At 66.4% G+C, this 14,650-nt stretch carries 11 protein-coding genes and 1 pseudogene; 4 read left to right on the plus strand and 8 right to left on the minus strand.

The genetic code is table 11. From position 1 onward, the window contains the following. Positions 1-13 precede the first annotated feature (13 nt). The 5 genes from CPH93_RS29525 to CPH93_RS29550 all read right to left on the minus strand — a co-directional run bounded on the left by CPH93_RS29525 (position 14) and on the right by CPH93_RS29550 (position 4,286). A complete protein-coding gene (locus tag CPH93_RS29525; RefSeq protein WP_231976991.1) occupies positions 14-2,650 on the minus strand; it encodes an NACHT domain-containing protein in 2,637 nt (878 codons plus the stop codon). Between the two features lie 257 nt (positions 2,651-2,907). Then, positions 2,908-3,090, minus strand: a complete 183-nt coding sequence (locus tag CPH93_RS37025) for a hypothetical protein (RefSeq protein WP_231976992.1) — start codon at positions 3,088-3,090, stop codon at positions 2,908-2,910. Between the two features lie 231 nt (positions 3,091-3,321). Then, positions 3,322-3,546 (minus strand): hypothetical protein, encoded by a 225-nt coding sequence (locus tag CPH93_RS29540; RefSeq protein WP_096214562.1) that lies wholly within the window; start codon positions 3,544-3,546, stop codon positions 3,322-3,324. A 63-nt stretch (positions 3,547-3,609) separates the two neighbouring features. Continuing rightward, the gene (locus CPH93_RS29545) at positions 3,610-3,903 is read right to left on the minus strand and encodes a hypothetical protein (protein ID WP_197708716.1); all 294 of its coding nucleotides are present in this window, start codon (positions 3,901-3,903) and stop codon (positions 3,610-3,612) included. Beyond that, a complete protein-coding gene (locus tag CPH93_RS29550; RefSeq protein WP_231976993.1) occupies positions 3,879-4,286 on the minus strand; it encodes a DUF317 domain-containing protein in 408 nt (135 codons plus the stop codon). Before CPH93_RS29550 ends, CPH93_RS29545 begins: the two co-directional genes overlap by 25 nt. A gap of 523 nt (positions 4,287-4,809) precedes the next feature. On the opposite strand from CPH93_RS29550, the pseudogene CPH93_RS29560 reads away from it, so the two are divergent. The 3 genes and pseudogenes from CPH93_RS29560 to CPH93_RS29570 all read left to right on the plus strand — a co-directional run bounded on the left by CPH93_RS29560 (position 4,810) and on the right by CPH93_RS29570 (position 9,056). Next, positions 4,810-6,099: pseudogene (locus CPH93_RS29560) on the plus strand (IS256 family transposase). A 240-nt stretch (positions 6,100-6,339) separates the two neighbouring features. After that, positions 6,340-6,813, plus strand: a complete 474-nt coding sequence (locus tag CPH93_RS29565; protein WP_096214564.1) for a chromosome partitioning protein — start codon at positions 6,340-6,342, stop codon at positions 6,811-6,813. 29 nt (positions 6,814-6,842) lie between these two features. Beyond that, positions 6,843-9,056, plus strand: coding sequence for a tetratricopeptide repeat protein (locus CPH93_RS29570; RefSeq protein WP_096214565.1), 2,214 nt, complete (start codon positions 6,843-6,845; stop codon positions 9,054-9,056). 919 nt (positions 9,057-9,975) lie between these two features. Here CPH93_RS29570 and CPH93_RS29575 read toward each other — a convergent pair. The 3 genes from CPH93_RS29575 to CPH93_RS29585 are packed head-to-tail and all read right to left on the minus strand — an operon-like array spanning position 9,976 to position 11,859. Beyond that, positions 9,976-10,446, minus strand: coding sequence for a hypothetical protein (locus CPH93_RS29575; RefSeq protein ID WP_096214566.1), 471 nt, complete (start codon positions 10,444-10,446; stop codon positions 9,976-9,978). After that, positions 10,443-11,246 carry a hypothetical protein gene (locus CPH93_RS29580; protein WP_096214567.1) on the minus strand — a complete coding sequence of 268 codons (804 nt, stop codon included), beginning with the start codon at positions 11,244-11,246 and terminating at the stop codon, positions 10,443-10,445. Before CPH93_RS29580 ends, CPH93_RS29575 begins: the two co-directional genes overlap by 4 nt. 1 nt (position 11,247) lies before the next feature. Then, positions 11,248-11,859 (minus strand): DUF4913 domain-containing protein, encoded by a 612-nt coding sequence (locus tag CPH93_RS29585; RefSeq protein WP_096214568.1) that lies wholly within the window; start codon positions 11,857-11,859, stop codon positions 11,248-11,250. A 1,407-nt stretch (positions 11,860-13,266) separates the two neighbouring features. On the opposite strand from CPH93_RS29585, the gene CPH93_RS29595 reads away from it, so the two are divergent. Then, a complete protein-coding gene (locus CPH93_RS29595; protein ID WP_159395070.1) occupies positions 13,267-14,649 on the plus strand; it encodes a PIN-like domain-containing protein in 1,383 nt (460 codons plus the stop codon). The last annotated feature ends 1 nt before the right edge of the window (position 14,650 follow it).

Below are 14,650 nucleotides of genomic sequence, written 5' to 3' on the forward strand. Positions count from 1 at the left end.
CGGACGGCCCCCATCAGGTCGTGGTCAGGCACTCTTGCACAATATTTGTGGATGGCGGAAGAGCCTCGGATCCCACGAATACGGAGTCCTCGGAGAGCCGAATGGTGCGCAGGGACCTGACCTTCTTGAGACTGCTCACATCGATACTGGCTAGCGGGCTTTCGAATGTGATGGTGTGGAGATTCGGGAAGTACGCCAGCCACTCCCAGGTGGCGCCCGAACCAGCCTCCACCCACAAATGAGTGAGGCGGGACCGGTCGCAGGCAGTTTGGAAATCCTCAGGTGTGATCGTGCCTGTTATCCGGATGCGAGTACGGCCACCGAACCGTTGGAGCGCATGCAGTTCCTGTGCATTCGAGACGCAGAAGTAGAGATCTTCCTCTCCGAGGTGAGCAATGACTTCTTCAGCGAATCGATCGCACTCGAAACGACTCCAGACCCTGGCCAGTTCCGAACGGACACGGAGGTCTGAGAGGTCGCGGTATTGCGCCAGTACGGAGATCGCGACGTCGGTGGCAAGACGGGTGGCGGACAGTACCGTGAAGTAGGCCTCGTCGTCGGAGAGCCCCTGCGGCCCGGGAAGCAGGTCCAGAACGACCGGGCCCACATCAGCCAGAGCGCGCGCCTGATCCGCCGATCGAGGCGGAATAAGCGCCGCGGCCCGCTGCTCCACCTCCGTCCGCACAACCGGATCCAGCTCTGTCGCATGTTCCAAACAGGCCGCGGCCAGCAGATGGAGACGTCTGCTGTCCTTCTCCGATGTGTCACCTCGTTCTATGAGACCGGTCAGCAGCCGGGTTCGCTCCATGGTCCGAGCGTGGGCAACGGACATTCGGATGACGTCTTCCCATTGATCGAGATGCGCGTGCGCGATGAGGAAATCGAAGTCAAGCCCTTCCACAGCTGCCTTGGCGCCCAGGTAGTCCTGAAATGTGCGGTGAATGAAATCCATCGAACCTGCACTGGGTTCGCGCAGGAGACCACTACGGATCAGCAGGTGGTGATAGATCTCCTCAGCTGTCCCCTGATCGGCGATCTTCGGCATCGCGGGTAGTGCGTGCTCCAGCAACTCGATGGCGTCGGCCCGATCCATCTCGGAACGACCGTTGCGGATCATCCAGTAGGCCAACTTCTGGATCAACTGGATGTGATGTTCCTCGCCAATGCGGATGGTACCCGGCTTATAGATTCCTCGCTCACGGTCACGCCGGGACAGCAGCATGGAGAGGGCAGCGTCGTAGACCTCCTTCCGGCCGTCCGGGAGGTAGCCACGACGGTCCTGGTGAAGGGCGCAGATCAGTGCGCACATCAGGGGGTTGGTGGCGAGCCGGCCTAGGTCTTGCTTGGCTCGTACAGACTGCAGGAGATCTGTGGCATAGCGGTCACCAATGCCCGCGGCCTTGTGCCACCGCTTGATGAACTCGGCGACGTTCTCCCGGCTCATCGGAGCAAGGTCGAGTTCTGCGAAGTCGTCACCGACCAACCAGTCCTGGCGTACGGCCGAAGGTCGAGAGGTCACCAGCCACCGGTTGTTCGGGTAGGCGCTGACCAGCTCCTGTAGCCAACGGCGAGCCTCTTGGCGTTCGCTTTCCGGGATTTCGTCGATCCCGTCGATCAGGATCAACCCGCGCTTTGACCTTAATACCCTGTCGAACCATCCCGTGGGCTGGAGGTTGGCGATGGGACAGTCAACGGCGGCCAGGAATCCGTCGGGTGTGGGGAGTTTGGCGCCGCCTCGGGTCAGCGTGCGCAGCGGCAGTACAAACGGCACCAGGCCGTAGAGGTACAGGAGACGTTCGTCGAGAGCCTTCCGCGCCGTGGATACCGCCAGCCACTGTACGAGCGTCGTTTTCCCTGACCCCGCCACGCCTCGGAGCAATACTCGATCACGGCCGGCCAAGATGTGATCCGCGGGTAGGAGAGTAGGGAGGTCATGCGCTCTGCCACCTGCTGCGTCCAAGCTCAGATAGGCGGCGTCGAGCGGCCAATTTTCAGGCGCCTCGGACAGATCGAGTCCAAAAATGGTCAATTTTCCGTGCTTGGAGGCGATGTACTCAGCGTAGCGCTCCTCGAAAGGACCGTCGGCTGGTGACGGAGTACGGGCGATCAGGGAGTCGATTTTGAGAGATAACTCTTCGATCCGGCGGCTGTGTTCGATCAGCGTGCGGGCTACAAAGGTTGATCTCTGGGTGAAAAACTGCAGGATGTGCAGGCACGCGGTGTCGAGCACGCTCGCGTGAAGTGTCACCGCGTCGCTGGATAGGCCGAGAGTGGCCGAGCGGCTCTGTGACCGTAAATGCCGAGAGAGCGCAAGGTGCCCGAGCTGCACGGCTTGCACGTCGTCCATGTCGATGTAGCCGAGTGATCTCAGGGAGTCCGCTACGGCATGTGCCACAGCGCGTTGTTCGTACGCCGGGAGACGCTCCTCAACGCCCGTGGACTTCGCGGCGCGGTTCACCAGTTCCTCGGCGATCTTGTGCAGATCTTCGTCCGACAGAACTCGTTTTTCGCCCTTGAACGAAACGAGCTTCGAGACGCGCAGCGGCTTGTCGACCAAACCTGCGCCGGGGCCGTCAGCTACGAAGAGTCTCTTGATCAGTGGCGCTACAACGCTTGAGGCGAGGCGAGCGCCAATGGCAGCGGCTTCCATTTACTCCCCGTTGATGTGTGGACGGCAGCCAACCGTCGGCCCGCAGCAGTTTAGGAGATGGAGTGATGTGTTGCCCGGGAAACCGTACAAGTGTGGTGGCCAGCGGCCAGCCGCTGCCTACGAGCGCCCATCTGCGGAAGAGCGTTCAGGCTCCGACGCGACCCCTTCCGTCCCGGCGCAGTGCGCTAGGCAGCACTTTCTCCCTGAGTGGTTGCCTCAATGCGGTACAACCACTCAGGGAACGGAGCGAGCGGCATTCAGTCACCAGCCAGGCGGTTTGCCAGGTTCAAGGCGTCGATGGCGATGGCCAACGCAGCGTGGAGACCGGCGACCTCGAAGAGGGTGGGGTGGACGACGGCGGTCCAGTCGCCATGGAGCCTGGGCCAGGTGGCGAGAACGACGGTGGTTGCGGCCAGCCCCAGGCGGGCAGTGACATCCATGCCCCCGGGTCCGGGCTTCCAGCTCAGCAAGATGCTGCCGGGCCGGAGCAGTTTGGGCTCCGGTTCGGTGTCCCACACGGCGTGGATCGGCTCCGGTGGACCGTGGTGGAACGGAGCGTAGGAGAGCGCCGCGTGCCGCCGGGGGCATGGGGCGACGGGCCAGGTCGCTGAGGTCTAGGTACCCGTCCGAGCCGATCACCTTCGCTGAGCGGGGCGCAGGGGCGCGGGGGGTCATGCTGCCGCCCAGCCCAGCTCGGTGCGGACTGTGGGCGGCAGCACGCCCTCCTGGCCGTTCTCGCAGAGGTACACAGCACCGTGGGGGCCGGGGACTTCGACGGTGCGGCCGACGTAGTGGGTGTGGGGCCAGTCGGGGTTGATGGCGAAGTAGGCAGGCAGGTCGGGGTCGACGGCCTGGAGCTGGTGGATCAGTTGGCGGACGGTGATCTTGTACGGCAAGACGGCCTCCTGGGGTAGGAGTGGGCGGGGAAAGACCAGTGGGTTAAGCGGGCAGAGGGCTGGTCAGTCCTCTGGGCTGAGTCGCAGGAGATCGCCCAGGGCAGCAGGCCCCTGAGGCGGCGGGGCAGATGGTGCCGTGAGGCGGTCGGAGTGGTGGCGTCTGCCCTGCCGGGTGGCGTGGGACTTGGTGGACGAGGGGCCGCTGGTCCACTGCTTGCAGCTGCAGGCCGCAAGGAAGCGTTCCCGCTCGGTACATCCCTCGGTGAGGGACGTACCGCCGGTGGTGTGCCGCTGGTCGGAGGGGCAGATGGTGCCGTCGGCGTGATAGGCGGTCACGGTGATCGAGTGGCGAGGCATGGGGCGGTCTCCAGGTCAGATGCAGTCGCCAGGGGAGGCGATAAGTGCACCGAGGAATCCGGCGACGGCTTGTGCAGGGACATGAGTCCAAAGGTCTGGCTCCACGCCGTTGTGCCGTCCGCCCGGTTAACGCGGACGACCCACAGCTCGCGCTGTGCGGCGCGCTGCGGGTCTTCGGGAAGGAATCCCACGTACACGCGTTGGTCGGGGCCGGAGCAGTGGACGTTGTCGTCCAGGTCGAAAGCGACGTCCCATCCCTGGGCTTCGAGGAAGTCGGCTACGGGCTGCCCGCAGTGGCAGTCGAGCAGCCACTCGCGTCCGCTGAGGGCGGCGAACGGAAGCGCGGAGGGGGCCGGGAAAGGGGCGATAGCGGTGCACGTCATGAGCAACAATCCTCCGTTGACCTGCTGTTTTCTGCGGCATCCGTACGTTGACATGGTGTGGCGCGGGGTCTCCAGTCCTGTCCGGCGGTGTGCGTCTGCCGTGGGCGAACTGGCGACGGGACCGGCCGCTGATGTCCGCACAGGGGGAATGAATCGGTCGCCCCAGCGGCTTTTCCGGGGCGACCGATTGCTGCGGGAGGTTGGGTTGGCGAGCGAAGAGCTCCGTGCGTGCGACGAGGTGGTTGACGATGTGGGGGCTGCGTCCCTGGGCCGGGCTCGCATGGCCGACGGCAGACGGATCGAGCTGAGCGTTCAGGAACTCGCTCAGCTGGTCGCCGGCGGAACCACGGGCGAGCGTGGCAGGGGCCGGTGTGGTGAGGCCGGGGCTTCCTGACGGCGGGGCGAGCGTAGCGGGCTGCTCAGCGGGATCGGCCGCGGGCGGCGTGGTTCGGCCGTGCAGAGTTCGGCCCGCTGCGGGACTGTAAAACGTTCGGTGTAACTCCCGATCATGGAAGATGCATCGATGACCAGCAACAATGTGACCGAGGCCGAGTCTGTCGAGCCGTCTGAGGCGGTGCCGGCGAAGTCTGTGGACGACCGGCTGATCGACGAGCTGGTGGGCCGGGCTCAGGCCGAAGGCCTTCAGCTGACCGGCGAGGGCGGGCTGCTCCAGCAGCTGACCAAGCGGCTCCTGGAGTCCGCTCTCGAGGGCGAGATCACCGACCATCTCGGCTATGACAAGCACGATCCGGCCGGGAAGAACGGCGGCAACTCACGGAACGGCACGCGGGCCAAGACCGTGTTGACCGATGTCGGCCCGGTCGAGATAGCCGTGCCCCGAGACCGGGAAGGCAGCTTCGAGCCGAGGATCGTCAAGCGGCAGAAGCGTCTGTCCGGAGTGGACGAGATGGTCATCTCGCTCGCGGCGAAGGGCCTGACGACCGGTGAGGTCCAGGCCCACCTGGCCGAGGTCTACGGCGCCGACGTATCCCGCCAGACGATCTCCACGATCACCGACAAGGTCCTCGAGGGCAAGGCCGAATGGCAGATCCGGCCCCTCGACGCCGTCGATCCCGTGATCTTCATTGATGCCATCCACGTGAAGATCCGCGACGGCGCGGTTGCCAACAGGCCCATTTACGTGGCCCTGGCGGTCACGACCGAGGGTCGGCGGGACATCCTCGGACTGTGGGCCGGTGACGGCGACGAGGGCGCCAAGCACTGGATGCACATCCTCACCGAGATCAAGAACCGCGGCGTGGGCGACGTCCTCATGCTCGTCTGCGACGGGCTCAAGGGCCTGCCCGACGCGGTCGAGGCCATCTGGCCCCGCACCACCGTCCAGATCTGCGTGGTCCACCTGCTGCGGAACTCCTTCCGCTATGCCGCCCGCCAGGACTAGGACAAGATCGCCCGCGTCCTCAAGCCCGTCTACACCGCGCCGACCGAAGAGGCCGCACTTGAGCGGTTCGCTGAGTTCGCCGACGCCTGGGGCCGGAAGTATCCGGCGATCGTGCGGCTCTGGGAGAACGCGTGGGAGGAGTTCACCCCGTTCCTCCGCTTCGACACCGAGATCCGCCGCATCGTCTGCACTACCAACGCGATCGAGTCCGCCAACGCCAGGATCCGGCGGGCGGTCAAGGCCCGCGGCCATTTCCCCAACGAGCAGGCCGCATTGAAGTGCGTCTACATGGCCATCATGTCCCTCGACCCCACCGGCAACGGCCAGGCACGATGGACAATGCGCTGGAAGACCGCACTGAACGCCTTCGACATCACCTTCGACGGCCGGCTTTCCGCAGCAAGTCAGTAACTCCAATAACCAGAGTTAAACCGCTCATTTGACAGACCCTCGGGATCGGTATAATGCGGGGCCTCCTGACAGTTCATGACTGCTTCGGCAGCTCCGGGGTGGTGGCTGTCACCCAGGGCCAGGGCCACGGCCTTCAGCTGTTCGGTTGTTGGTAATCACGTTGGAAGTGGGGCAATCAAGACGGTCGGGCGGCGCAAAGTGTGGGTAAGGTCGCCTCGCGGTATGGGAGGAGTGCTGGAGGTGGAGATGACGGGCATCGAGATAGCAGTCGGATATGTGTTCGCATGGGTGGTAAGGAAGTCGCAGCGGTTAAGCGCGAGGGCAGACACGGAGGTAGACCGCGTACTGGATGCGGGGATGGACCGAGTCCATAACCTGGTCAGCGCCAAGCTCGGTCAGGACCCGGCGTTGGAGCGGGCGCGGGAAGAAGCGAAGGCGGGGCGCGAAGAGTTGACCGAGCGTACACGCCGCCGCCTGGCTGACGCTCTGGAGGACGCGGCTGAACGCGATCCCGACTTCGCTGAGGCGGTGCGAGCGGCCGTCGCCGAACTGCAGCAAGTTCAGCATTCGACGGGTGCCGTGGTGGCTGGCACGGGTGGGCAAGCCGTCGGAGGGGACGTGCGCATTAGCGCCTCCGACAATTCCGCGGCTGCCTGGACCATGGGGGACGTGGCCCTGGGAAACCCTCACCAGCCGGACCCGGACCAGTCCTGATCGGGTCCGGCGTATCGGTCCCCCACGTCATGGCAGACACCGCGGTGACCGCCGTGGGCGGTTTCGCGGCAGGATCCATCACTCACCTCCACGCATATGCCACGCCCCGAACACCGGCGGCGTTGCCCCACCAGGTCGGAGTGATCCCGTCGCGTGCGCAGTCCTTCCAATACCGGGCCGAAGCCGGCCAGTTGCGTGCAGCGGTCTCCCGCGGAAGCACAGTCGGGCTGTGCCAGGTGCTGACGGGGATGGGCGGCGTCGGCAAAACCCAACTTGCTGCCGACTACGTCCACGATGCCTGGGACAGTCGCATGGTCGACCTGCTGGTCTGGATCACAGCGAGCAACCGCACGGCGATTGTCTCGGGTTACGGCCAGGCCGGCATTGAATTGTGCGGTGCGGACCCGGGTGATCTGGAGAGGGCGGCGCGGATGTTCCTGGCATGGCTACGCGCCAAACCGTACCGCTGGCTGGTAGTGCTGGACGACGTTTCTAACCCAGCCGATATGCGGGGTCTGTGGCCGCCGGGCAATCCGCTCGGCCAGACATTGGTTACCACCCGCCGCCGGGACGCGGCGCTGGCCGGCATGGGCCGCTGCCAAGTCCGGGTCGGCCTATTCAGCCTCGGTGAGGCCGTCGGCTACCTAGCTATGATCCTGTCCGCCCACGGCCGTAACGAGTCGGCAAGTGAGCTCGCTGCCCTGGCTGACGACCTGGGCTGCCTACCGCTGGCTCTGTCCCAGGCTGCCGCCCACCTCATAGACCAAGCGCTCACCATCGCCGCCTACCGAAAGCTACTTGCAGACCGCACCCGGACCCTTGCGGACGCCGTTCCTGAACTCGACCGGCTACCCGATGACCAGAGCACGACGGTCGCTGCGGTCTGGTCGCTGTCCGTCGAGCGCGCGGACCAGTTGACCCCCGAGGGGCTGGCCCGTCCTTTGCTGCAGTTAGCCGCGATGCTCGACCCCAACGGCATCCCCGCTGCCGTCTTCACCTCTACCCCCGTCGTCACGCTCTTGGCGGAGATTTTGGCCAAGCCAGGTCAGGAGGGCCTGCTCACCTCGCAGTTGGCGGTAACTGCGGACCGGATCGCACAGTCTCTTCGCGTCCTGCACCGACTAAGCCTCATCGACCACACCCCGGCCATCTCCCACCGCGCCGTGCGGGTCCACGCGCTTGTCCAGCGCGCCACTCGTGACGCCCTCGGCCCCCGCCAGCGCCATCGTTACGCTCGCACGGTCGCAGACGCCCTGGTCGCAAACTGGTCAGGCGTCGATCGCGATACCGCTCTCGACCAAGCGCTGCGCGCCAACGCCACCGAACTTGCCAACCACAGCGAGAACGTTTTGATCGAGCCCGAGGCCCACGAGGTGCTCTATCGCCTCGGGGACAGTCTCGGAATGGCCGGCCAACCGCATACCGCCGCTCACCACTTCCGACACCTGGCGGCCCTCACGCGGCGCTACCACGGACCTGACCACCCGGCCTCCCTCAGCGCCCGAGACGGCCTTGCCCACTGGCGGGGCGAGTCCGGGAACAGGGCGAGCGCCGCAGCCGCTTACCGGGAGCTACTTGCCGATCAACTGCGGGTGCTGGGCCGCGACGATCCCCGCACTCTCACCACGCGGTCCAATTTGGCCTGGTGGCGGGGGGCGGCCGGCGACGCAGCGGCTGCTACAACCGTGTATGAGAGCGTGCTGGCCGACCGGCTTCGACTGCTAGGGCCTGACCATCACGACACCCTGGTAACGCGTGGCAACCTCGCTCATTGGCAGGGGCAAGCCGGGGACGCCGTCGGCGCCGCGGCCACCTTCAAGCAGCTCCTTGCTGACCTTTTGAGGGTGCTCGGGCATGACCATATTCTTGTTCTCGATACCGCGAGCAGCCTGGCCTGGTGGCAGGGCCGTGCGGGGGACGCGATGGGCGCTGCCACCGGCTTTGCGGACGTGCTAGCCGGATGCGATCGGCTGCTGGGACCCGAGCACCCACGAACTCTCAACACCCGTCACATCCGTGCGTATTGGCAGGGCGTGGCCGGGGACCTGGCTGCTGCTGTCACTGCTCTAGAGGAATTGCTGCCCGCCCAAGTGCGGGTGCTGGGTGCTTTCCACCCCTACACCGTGGCCACGCGGTTTGGCCTCGCCCGGTGGCGCAGCGATACACGCGCCTTCGGGCCGTCGCAGGGCGACGGCTCCCGCGGGGGCACCGTGCGAGAACAGCGACCAGGCACGGAAGGCTGACTGCTGCCGCAGAGCGGCGCCGGGTCAGGTGTTGTCGCGTACATCCGAGCCCGTACGCCGACACTTGACAGACTTGATTCCACATAATCGCCATTTCGTCGTGATGCAGGTGGAAGCCCTGGTCGAGAAGCGGCTGAAGGGCCGGGTCACCGGTGACGGTGGAGCCGGAGAGGTAGACGGGTGAGACGTAGAAGTCCCCGTCAGGAGCGTGGGCAGGCATGGCGATCGGATCTCCAGATGAGGTGGTGCACGGACGCCCGCACGTTCGAGGCGAAAGGTGCGCGGGCGCCATCGCGGCTGCGGCGTCTGACGGTGGTCATGCGGGATCACCTGGTCCGTGAGGGGTGGGAGAGCGCCGTGACGTGTGCCGGGACGTGTGGCTGGGGTGCCGGGGGCGTGGGAGAACAGCCCCGGGACGGGTGAGGAGGGTTCGCCGTACGGCTGCGCTGGCCCTGGCCGTGCTGGCCGCTGCCAGTGTCGTGGGATTGTGCTGCACAGCGACGGACGGGGACCGCCCCCTCGCCGCGTAGCCGGCGCAGGGTGTCCTCCGTCCGCTCCGCCTCGGCGACGGTCGGGCCGCCTCCACCGGAGTGTGTGCGGTGCCAGGAAGCGAGCGTGCGGTGGATGCTGTGCGCGTGCCGACCCGAGGGGGAGACCTCGTAGACCCCGAAGACCGGACGGTCCAGCAACCCGTCTGTGTGCATTCGCCGCAGAATGTTGTGCGCGTTCGGGGTCGTGAGCCACGGAAGCGCTGCGGCTCCCTTCGAGACGCGCATCTGGCCGTGCTGCGCGATGGTTTGCAGCGTCCAGGTCGTCCAGCGGGGAGCGAGGCGGTCGATCGCCTTGCGAACGAGCTCGGCGTCGTGCGCCGATATGCGGGGGTCGGTCATGTCCAGTTCTCCGAAAGTCGGTGGGCTTGTTAGCGGGTGCGGCGGGCCCGTGGCTGCGTGGCGGGAGCCGTAGGCGTTTGCGGAGGGGCGGCGCCCCGGCCGGTGCTGCCGTGAGGGGAGCGGGCCCTGGCGGCCTGAGCGCGACGCCCGAGAGGTTGTGCGGCGGCGGATGCCTGCCGCTCGCGCTCCAGCCGGTGCTCCGCGGTGCGGTAAGCGGACTGGTCTTGACGCTCACCGACGGCCAGGAGGTAGATCTCCCTCGCGTGCTGGGAGGAGGCCGGGGCGTCCCGGTACTGGATGACCAGTCGCCACCGGGTCTCCGGATCGACGTAGACCTTGTGGCAGCCCGCCAATTCGCGATGCAAAGCGGCGCCGCGCTCGTTGCTGTGGACCAGGTGCTGCAACTCCAGCAGAGCCAGGTCGCGGATGCCCTCCGGGGCGGAGCGCAGATCGGCGAGGGCCTCGGGATGAGCCGCGAAGGCGTACCGGGCCCGGCTCACGACACGCTCCGACGCACACGTGCCGGTGCGGCCGCGGTTCGGTGCGGCGCGCCGGGCAAGGAGACCGCTGGCGGGCCGGCGTCGGAGGCGACCGACGAGCGTGACCGTGCAGCACGGGCCAAACGCACGTCCGAGGGCAACGAGGACGGGGCAATCGGAAGGGCGCAGGAGCGGTCCCTGGCCCACTCATGCGCAGCGTCGGCCGTGGCGAAGGCGCCTTCCCGCACCGTGTAGGAGCGAAAGTCGTCGGTCGTCTCTTCAAGGAACAACCGGTAGGGCGTGCTCGCCGAGTCGGGAGCGGTGTCGTGGAGGAGTATCTGTACCTCGACACCGAATCCGGAGGGGCCCTGATGGCGGGTGTGGTGGTCGATGACCGTGTAACGGTCGTCCTGGTTGGCCCGGAGCTGCTCCTCAAGATGCGACGTAAGCGCGTCGGCCGGACGGGGCCAGTGGATGTTGGACAACTCCGCCGCCTCATCGGGGCAGCCACGACGGACGAGCCAGTTCTGCGCCAGCGGGACGGTCGGGTGCGTCTCGGAGGCGAAGTCGAACGTGCGGTGCTCATGGCCCCGGCTGATGTGCAGCGCGACGTACTCGGCAGTACCGGGGACGTCCCAGATCGCAGCCCAGTCGTACATCAGCAGGTAGCTGTCGCGTCCGTCGGCACTGTGGTGTTCGACCAGAGGCAAGAACATGTCGTCCGAGAGCGTCACCGAGGAGAAGTCCTCCTCGGTCTGTTCGGTGGTGGCCTTGAGCCCGTCGATGCGGTAGTCCGGCCGCGGGAGGTGAAGGTTGGCCATGTCAGACTCCGGCAGGCTCGGGGGAGGCCAGCAGCCGGTGGTTGGGCCGGGCCGGGCTGGTGGTGCACGCCCCGAACGGACCGTCCGGCGTGCGGAGTTGCAGCAGTGCTGGGTCGAGGTGGTCGCGGTGCCAGGTAGAGGGCCCGGCGAGTCCGGCCTTGACGTCGGTGAGTTGCTGCCAGGCCAGCCACAGGGCGTGCAGCCGGGCGACGGCTTCGGGGTGCTCGTGCCACTGCGGGCACCACGGGCGGCCCGTAGTGATCTCCCGTCCGTAGACCGGCAGCAGAAGGTGGTGCACCCAGACGGTCAGGCCGGCGAGTTCCTCGGTGTACGCCTTGTCGTCGAGCCCGAGGATGAAGACGCAGGACGGCCCCTCCGCCCCCGCGGCAGCCTCATCGCTGCCCGGCGGGGCGGAGGCCGGCGTGGCGCCTTCCGCGGCATCTAGCTCGGCCTGTTCGCAGTCCTGCTCGGATGGCTGTTCGTCGGTGAGCCGGGCGAGCGTCTCGCCCTGCTTGCGGCTCTCCGCGGCCAGCTCTGTGACGGTGGAGACGAGGTCGTCCAGGTCGTGGTCCGGTGTGCGTACCGGTTCGCTCTCGTGGGCGGGTTCAGACATCGATACCCCTTGGCTTGAACGTGCGGGGTGTCGAGGATCCGGAGAAAACGGGGTTTGGCCACGCCGGAAATCTGGTGTAGAAGTCCAGCTCAGAGCGGTATGCGATGGCGGCACGGCGGCCGGGACTGGGCGAGGATCCGCAAGGCGTGAGCAGCGCGTTGTGGCACAACGCCATTGCCCAGGCAGCCCAGTTGTGCTGGGCGTCCCGTCCTGGGGTGGCGGTTACCCAACCGGGGCCGAGGCCCTGCATCCACTTAACGAACAATGGGCTCAGGCGGCCTGCATCATCGGTCGGACGCGGTGCGGGGCGGGTGATCCTCTCCCACCGGTCGATGGCGGTGGCGTACGGCCCCCAGGCCCCGCCCCGGTCTTTGCGTCGGTCGGTTCCGCGAACAGCGGCAGCGCCTCCGTCAGCGATGCCCCACGCCCGGGGACCTTCCTTCCTCGCCCCGTGCGCATGCGCTCCACGCGGGCACCGCGCCCGCAACATTCCCGATGGGCGGCCCTACCTCGGTCACAGACGGGGGCACCTCGGCCACCTCCTTGTGCAGCGCGTTGACCAGGTCCGCGCGCTTGCTGGCGCTGATGTCGGCAACGGGGCGTCGGCGACCACTTCGATGGTCAGGTGCAGTGTTCCAGGATCGCCGGCCTCGGGCGGGCAGGCCAGGTCGATCGGGTAGTCCAGCAGCGCGGGGCGACAGGCGTGAGTGTAGGACCGCAATTGGAATGTCCCCTTCCGCCGTGGCGACCGGGGCTCTCCTGACTGTCTCGTTTGGGGGACACGGCACTTCTGTCTCACGACCTTGTCCCTTGAACACTCCTCGACCCGGGGGTGTGATGCCGAACTGGGCTTCCTCAGACCGACACGAACGGTTGCGGGCGGACTGGCCGAAGATCCGACTTCGCGTCCTGTGCCGAGACGGGCACCGCTGCACTCACCGCGATCAGTACGGCGAGCGCTGCACGGAGTTGGACACGGACGTGGACCACATCGTGCCTGGTGATGACCGTCGAGAGACAAGCCTTCGAGCACTCTGCGGGTTTCATCACCGGGCCAAGTCCTCACGAGACGGAGCCCTCGCCCTGGCCGCCCAGCGGCGGCGCATCAACCAACGGTTTAGGCGGACAGAGGCCCACCCTGCCTACTCTAAGAACGGCTAACACAATGAGGTGTATCGCTCCTGATGGCCGTGCTTGACAGTTCAGTTGGACGTTGTCCGGGCCATGGGTACTTCGCCGTGGATCGTGTCGGATGACCAGCCCTGACGGTCGGTGGTCGGCAGACGTCCGGGGTGTCGGAACCGCCGCTGTTTCCTCGGTCGCAGTGGCTCGATCCGGTCCTAGACTTTCCCCCGCGCACCCAGCCGGGGAGGGCTGATGCGCCTTACGATTCCCGGGGAGCGTTTCATGGCAGCAGCGCACATCACGTCCGACCTGCCGCAAGTCCGGGGCGTCTTCGACTGCGACGAGGCCCATCGCAGCCCACTCCGCTCCGACTACAAGCGGATCTTCGATTCCGGTCTGGTCGTGCTTGACACCAATGTGCTGCTCAACCTCTACCGCTCGAACGAGAGCACCCGCCGGGACACCCTTGCCGCCCTCGCCAGGCTTCGCGAGCGCCTGTGGATTCCACACCAGGTGCTCACGGAGTTCTGGCGTAACCGCGAGTCGCCGACCGTACGCCATCACCACGCGACCAAGGCCAATGAGGCGAGCGCCGCGCTCGATAAGGCGGTCAACGCGGCCCGGACAGTAGTGACCACTTGGCTGACCGCCGTCCAACTCAAGGACAACGAAGAGGCTGTAGAGCGGACTGACCGAGACCTGACCGAGCTCGCCAAAGCAGCCGGCAGCCTCAAAAAGTTCATCCGGGCGCAGGCCGAGTGCGACGCACTCAAGGAGACTGCCATCACTCACACTGACCCGGTGCTCAACGCCCTCGAACCGCTTCTGCACGGCCGGGTCGGCGAGCCGCTGCCGTCGGACGAATACGACAAGGCCGTGAAAGAGGCGCAGGAGCGCGCCGACGAGGGGATACCGCCGGGGCACGAGGACTTCCGCACCAAGGAACCCGAGCTAGCTGCCGGTGACTACCTCGTATGGGTACAGCTCATGGCGGAGGCCCGGCACCGCGGGTGCGACGTTCTACTGGTCACGGGGGACGTGAAGAAGGACTGGTGGACCAACCGCGGATACGACATCCCGCCTCGTCCCCGTGCCGAACTCCTCCAGGAACTGCGGGAGCAGGCCGGGGTGGGACTCTACATGCTCACTCCAAGCGAACTGCTCCGCTGGGCCAAAGAACTCCTCGAACTGAACGTGGACGAGGGCTCGGTCCGCGACCTGGAGCAACTGGGCGAGGCATCGGCCGACAAAGACTCCGAAGATGAAGCCTGGACAGCGGAGTCGCTGGCGGCGTTCATGGACGAGCTGATGAGGCGCTACCCATCCCGAGTCAAAGCAATCGTTGCAGCTGCGGCAAACGGCGGGTTCGTGGACCGGGAGACGGTGTACGAGCTTGCCGGCTACGACGAGACACGCAGACTCCGCGGCTTCACCCAACCGATCGGCACCCTGTCGAGGGATCTGCAAGCGATAGGTGTGCTAACAGGAGGGGAGCCTTTCCTGCTCACCACCGTCTACGGCCACGCCGCCGACCCTTCCTGGGCGAAGGGGTTCCGCATTCCCAGCGGGGTGATTCCACTGCTCCGGAGCAAGTACGAGGGAGGCGACCTGTGGCAAACCCGAGACAGCGGAGAAGCTGGGAGCGAACCTTCCGACAGGGGCTAAG

Origin of the sequence: Streptomyces sp. 2323.1 (assembly GCF_900221035.1) — a bacterium.
In the GTDB taxonomy this organism is placed as follows: Bacteria; Actinomycetota; Actinomycetes; order Streptomycetales; family Streptomycetaceae; genus Streptomyces; species Streptomyces sioyaensis.

Bases quoted from the DNA above. Each gene is read 5' to 3' on its own strand.
- CPH93_RS29525 (WP_231976991.1), bottom strand. From the start codon at position 2,650: ATGGAAGCCGCTGCCATTGGCGCTCGCCTCGCCTCAAGCGTTGTAGCG.
- CPH93_RS37025 (WP_231976992.1), bottom strand. From the start codon at position 3,090: ATGGATGTCACTGCCCGCCTGGGGCTGGCCGCAACCACCGTCGTTCTC.
- CPH93_RS29545 (WP_197708716.1), bottom strand. From the start codon at position 3,903: ATGCCTCGCCACTCGATCACCGTGACCGCCTATCACGCCGACGGCACC.
- CPH93_RS29550 (WP_231976993.1), bottom strand. From the start codon at position 4,286: ATGACGTGCACCGCTATCGCCCCTTTCCCGGCCCCCTCCGCGCTTCCG.
- CPH93_RS29570 (WP_096214565.1), top strand. From the start codon at position 6,843: ATGGCAGACACCGCGGTGACCGCCGTGGGCGGTTTCGCGGCAGGATCC.
- CPH93_RS29580 (WP_096214567.1), bottom strand. From the start codon at position 11,246: ATGGCCAACCTTCACCTCCCGCGGCCGGACTACCGCATCGACGGGCTC.
- CPH93_RS29585 (WP_096214568.1), bottom strand. From the start codon at position 11,859: ATGTCTGAACCCGCCCACGAGAGCGAACCGGTACGCACACCGGACCAC.
- CPH93_RS29595 (WP_159395070.1), top strand. From the start codon at position 13,267: ATGGCAGCAGCGCACATCACGTCCGACCTGCCGCAAGTCCGGGGCGTC.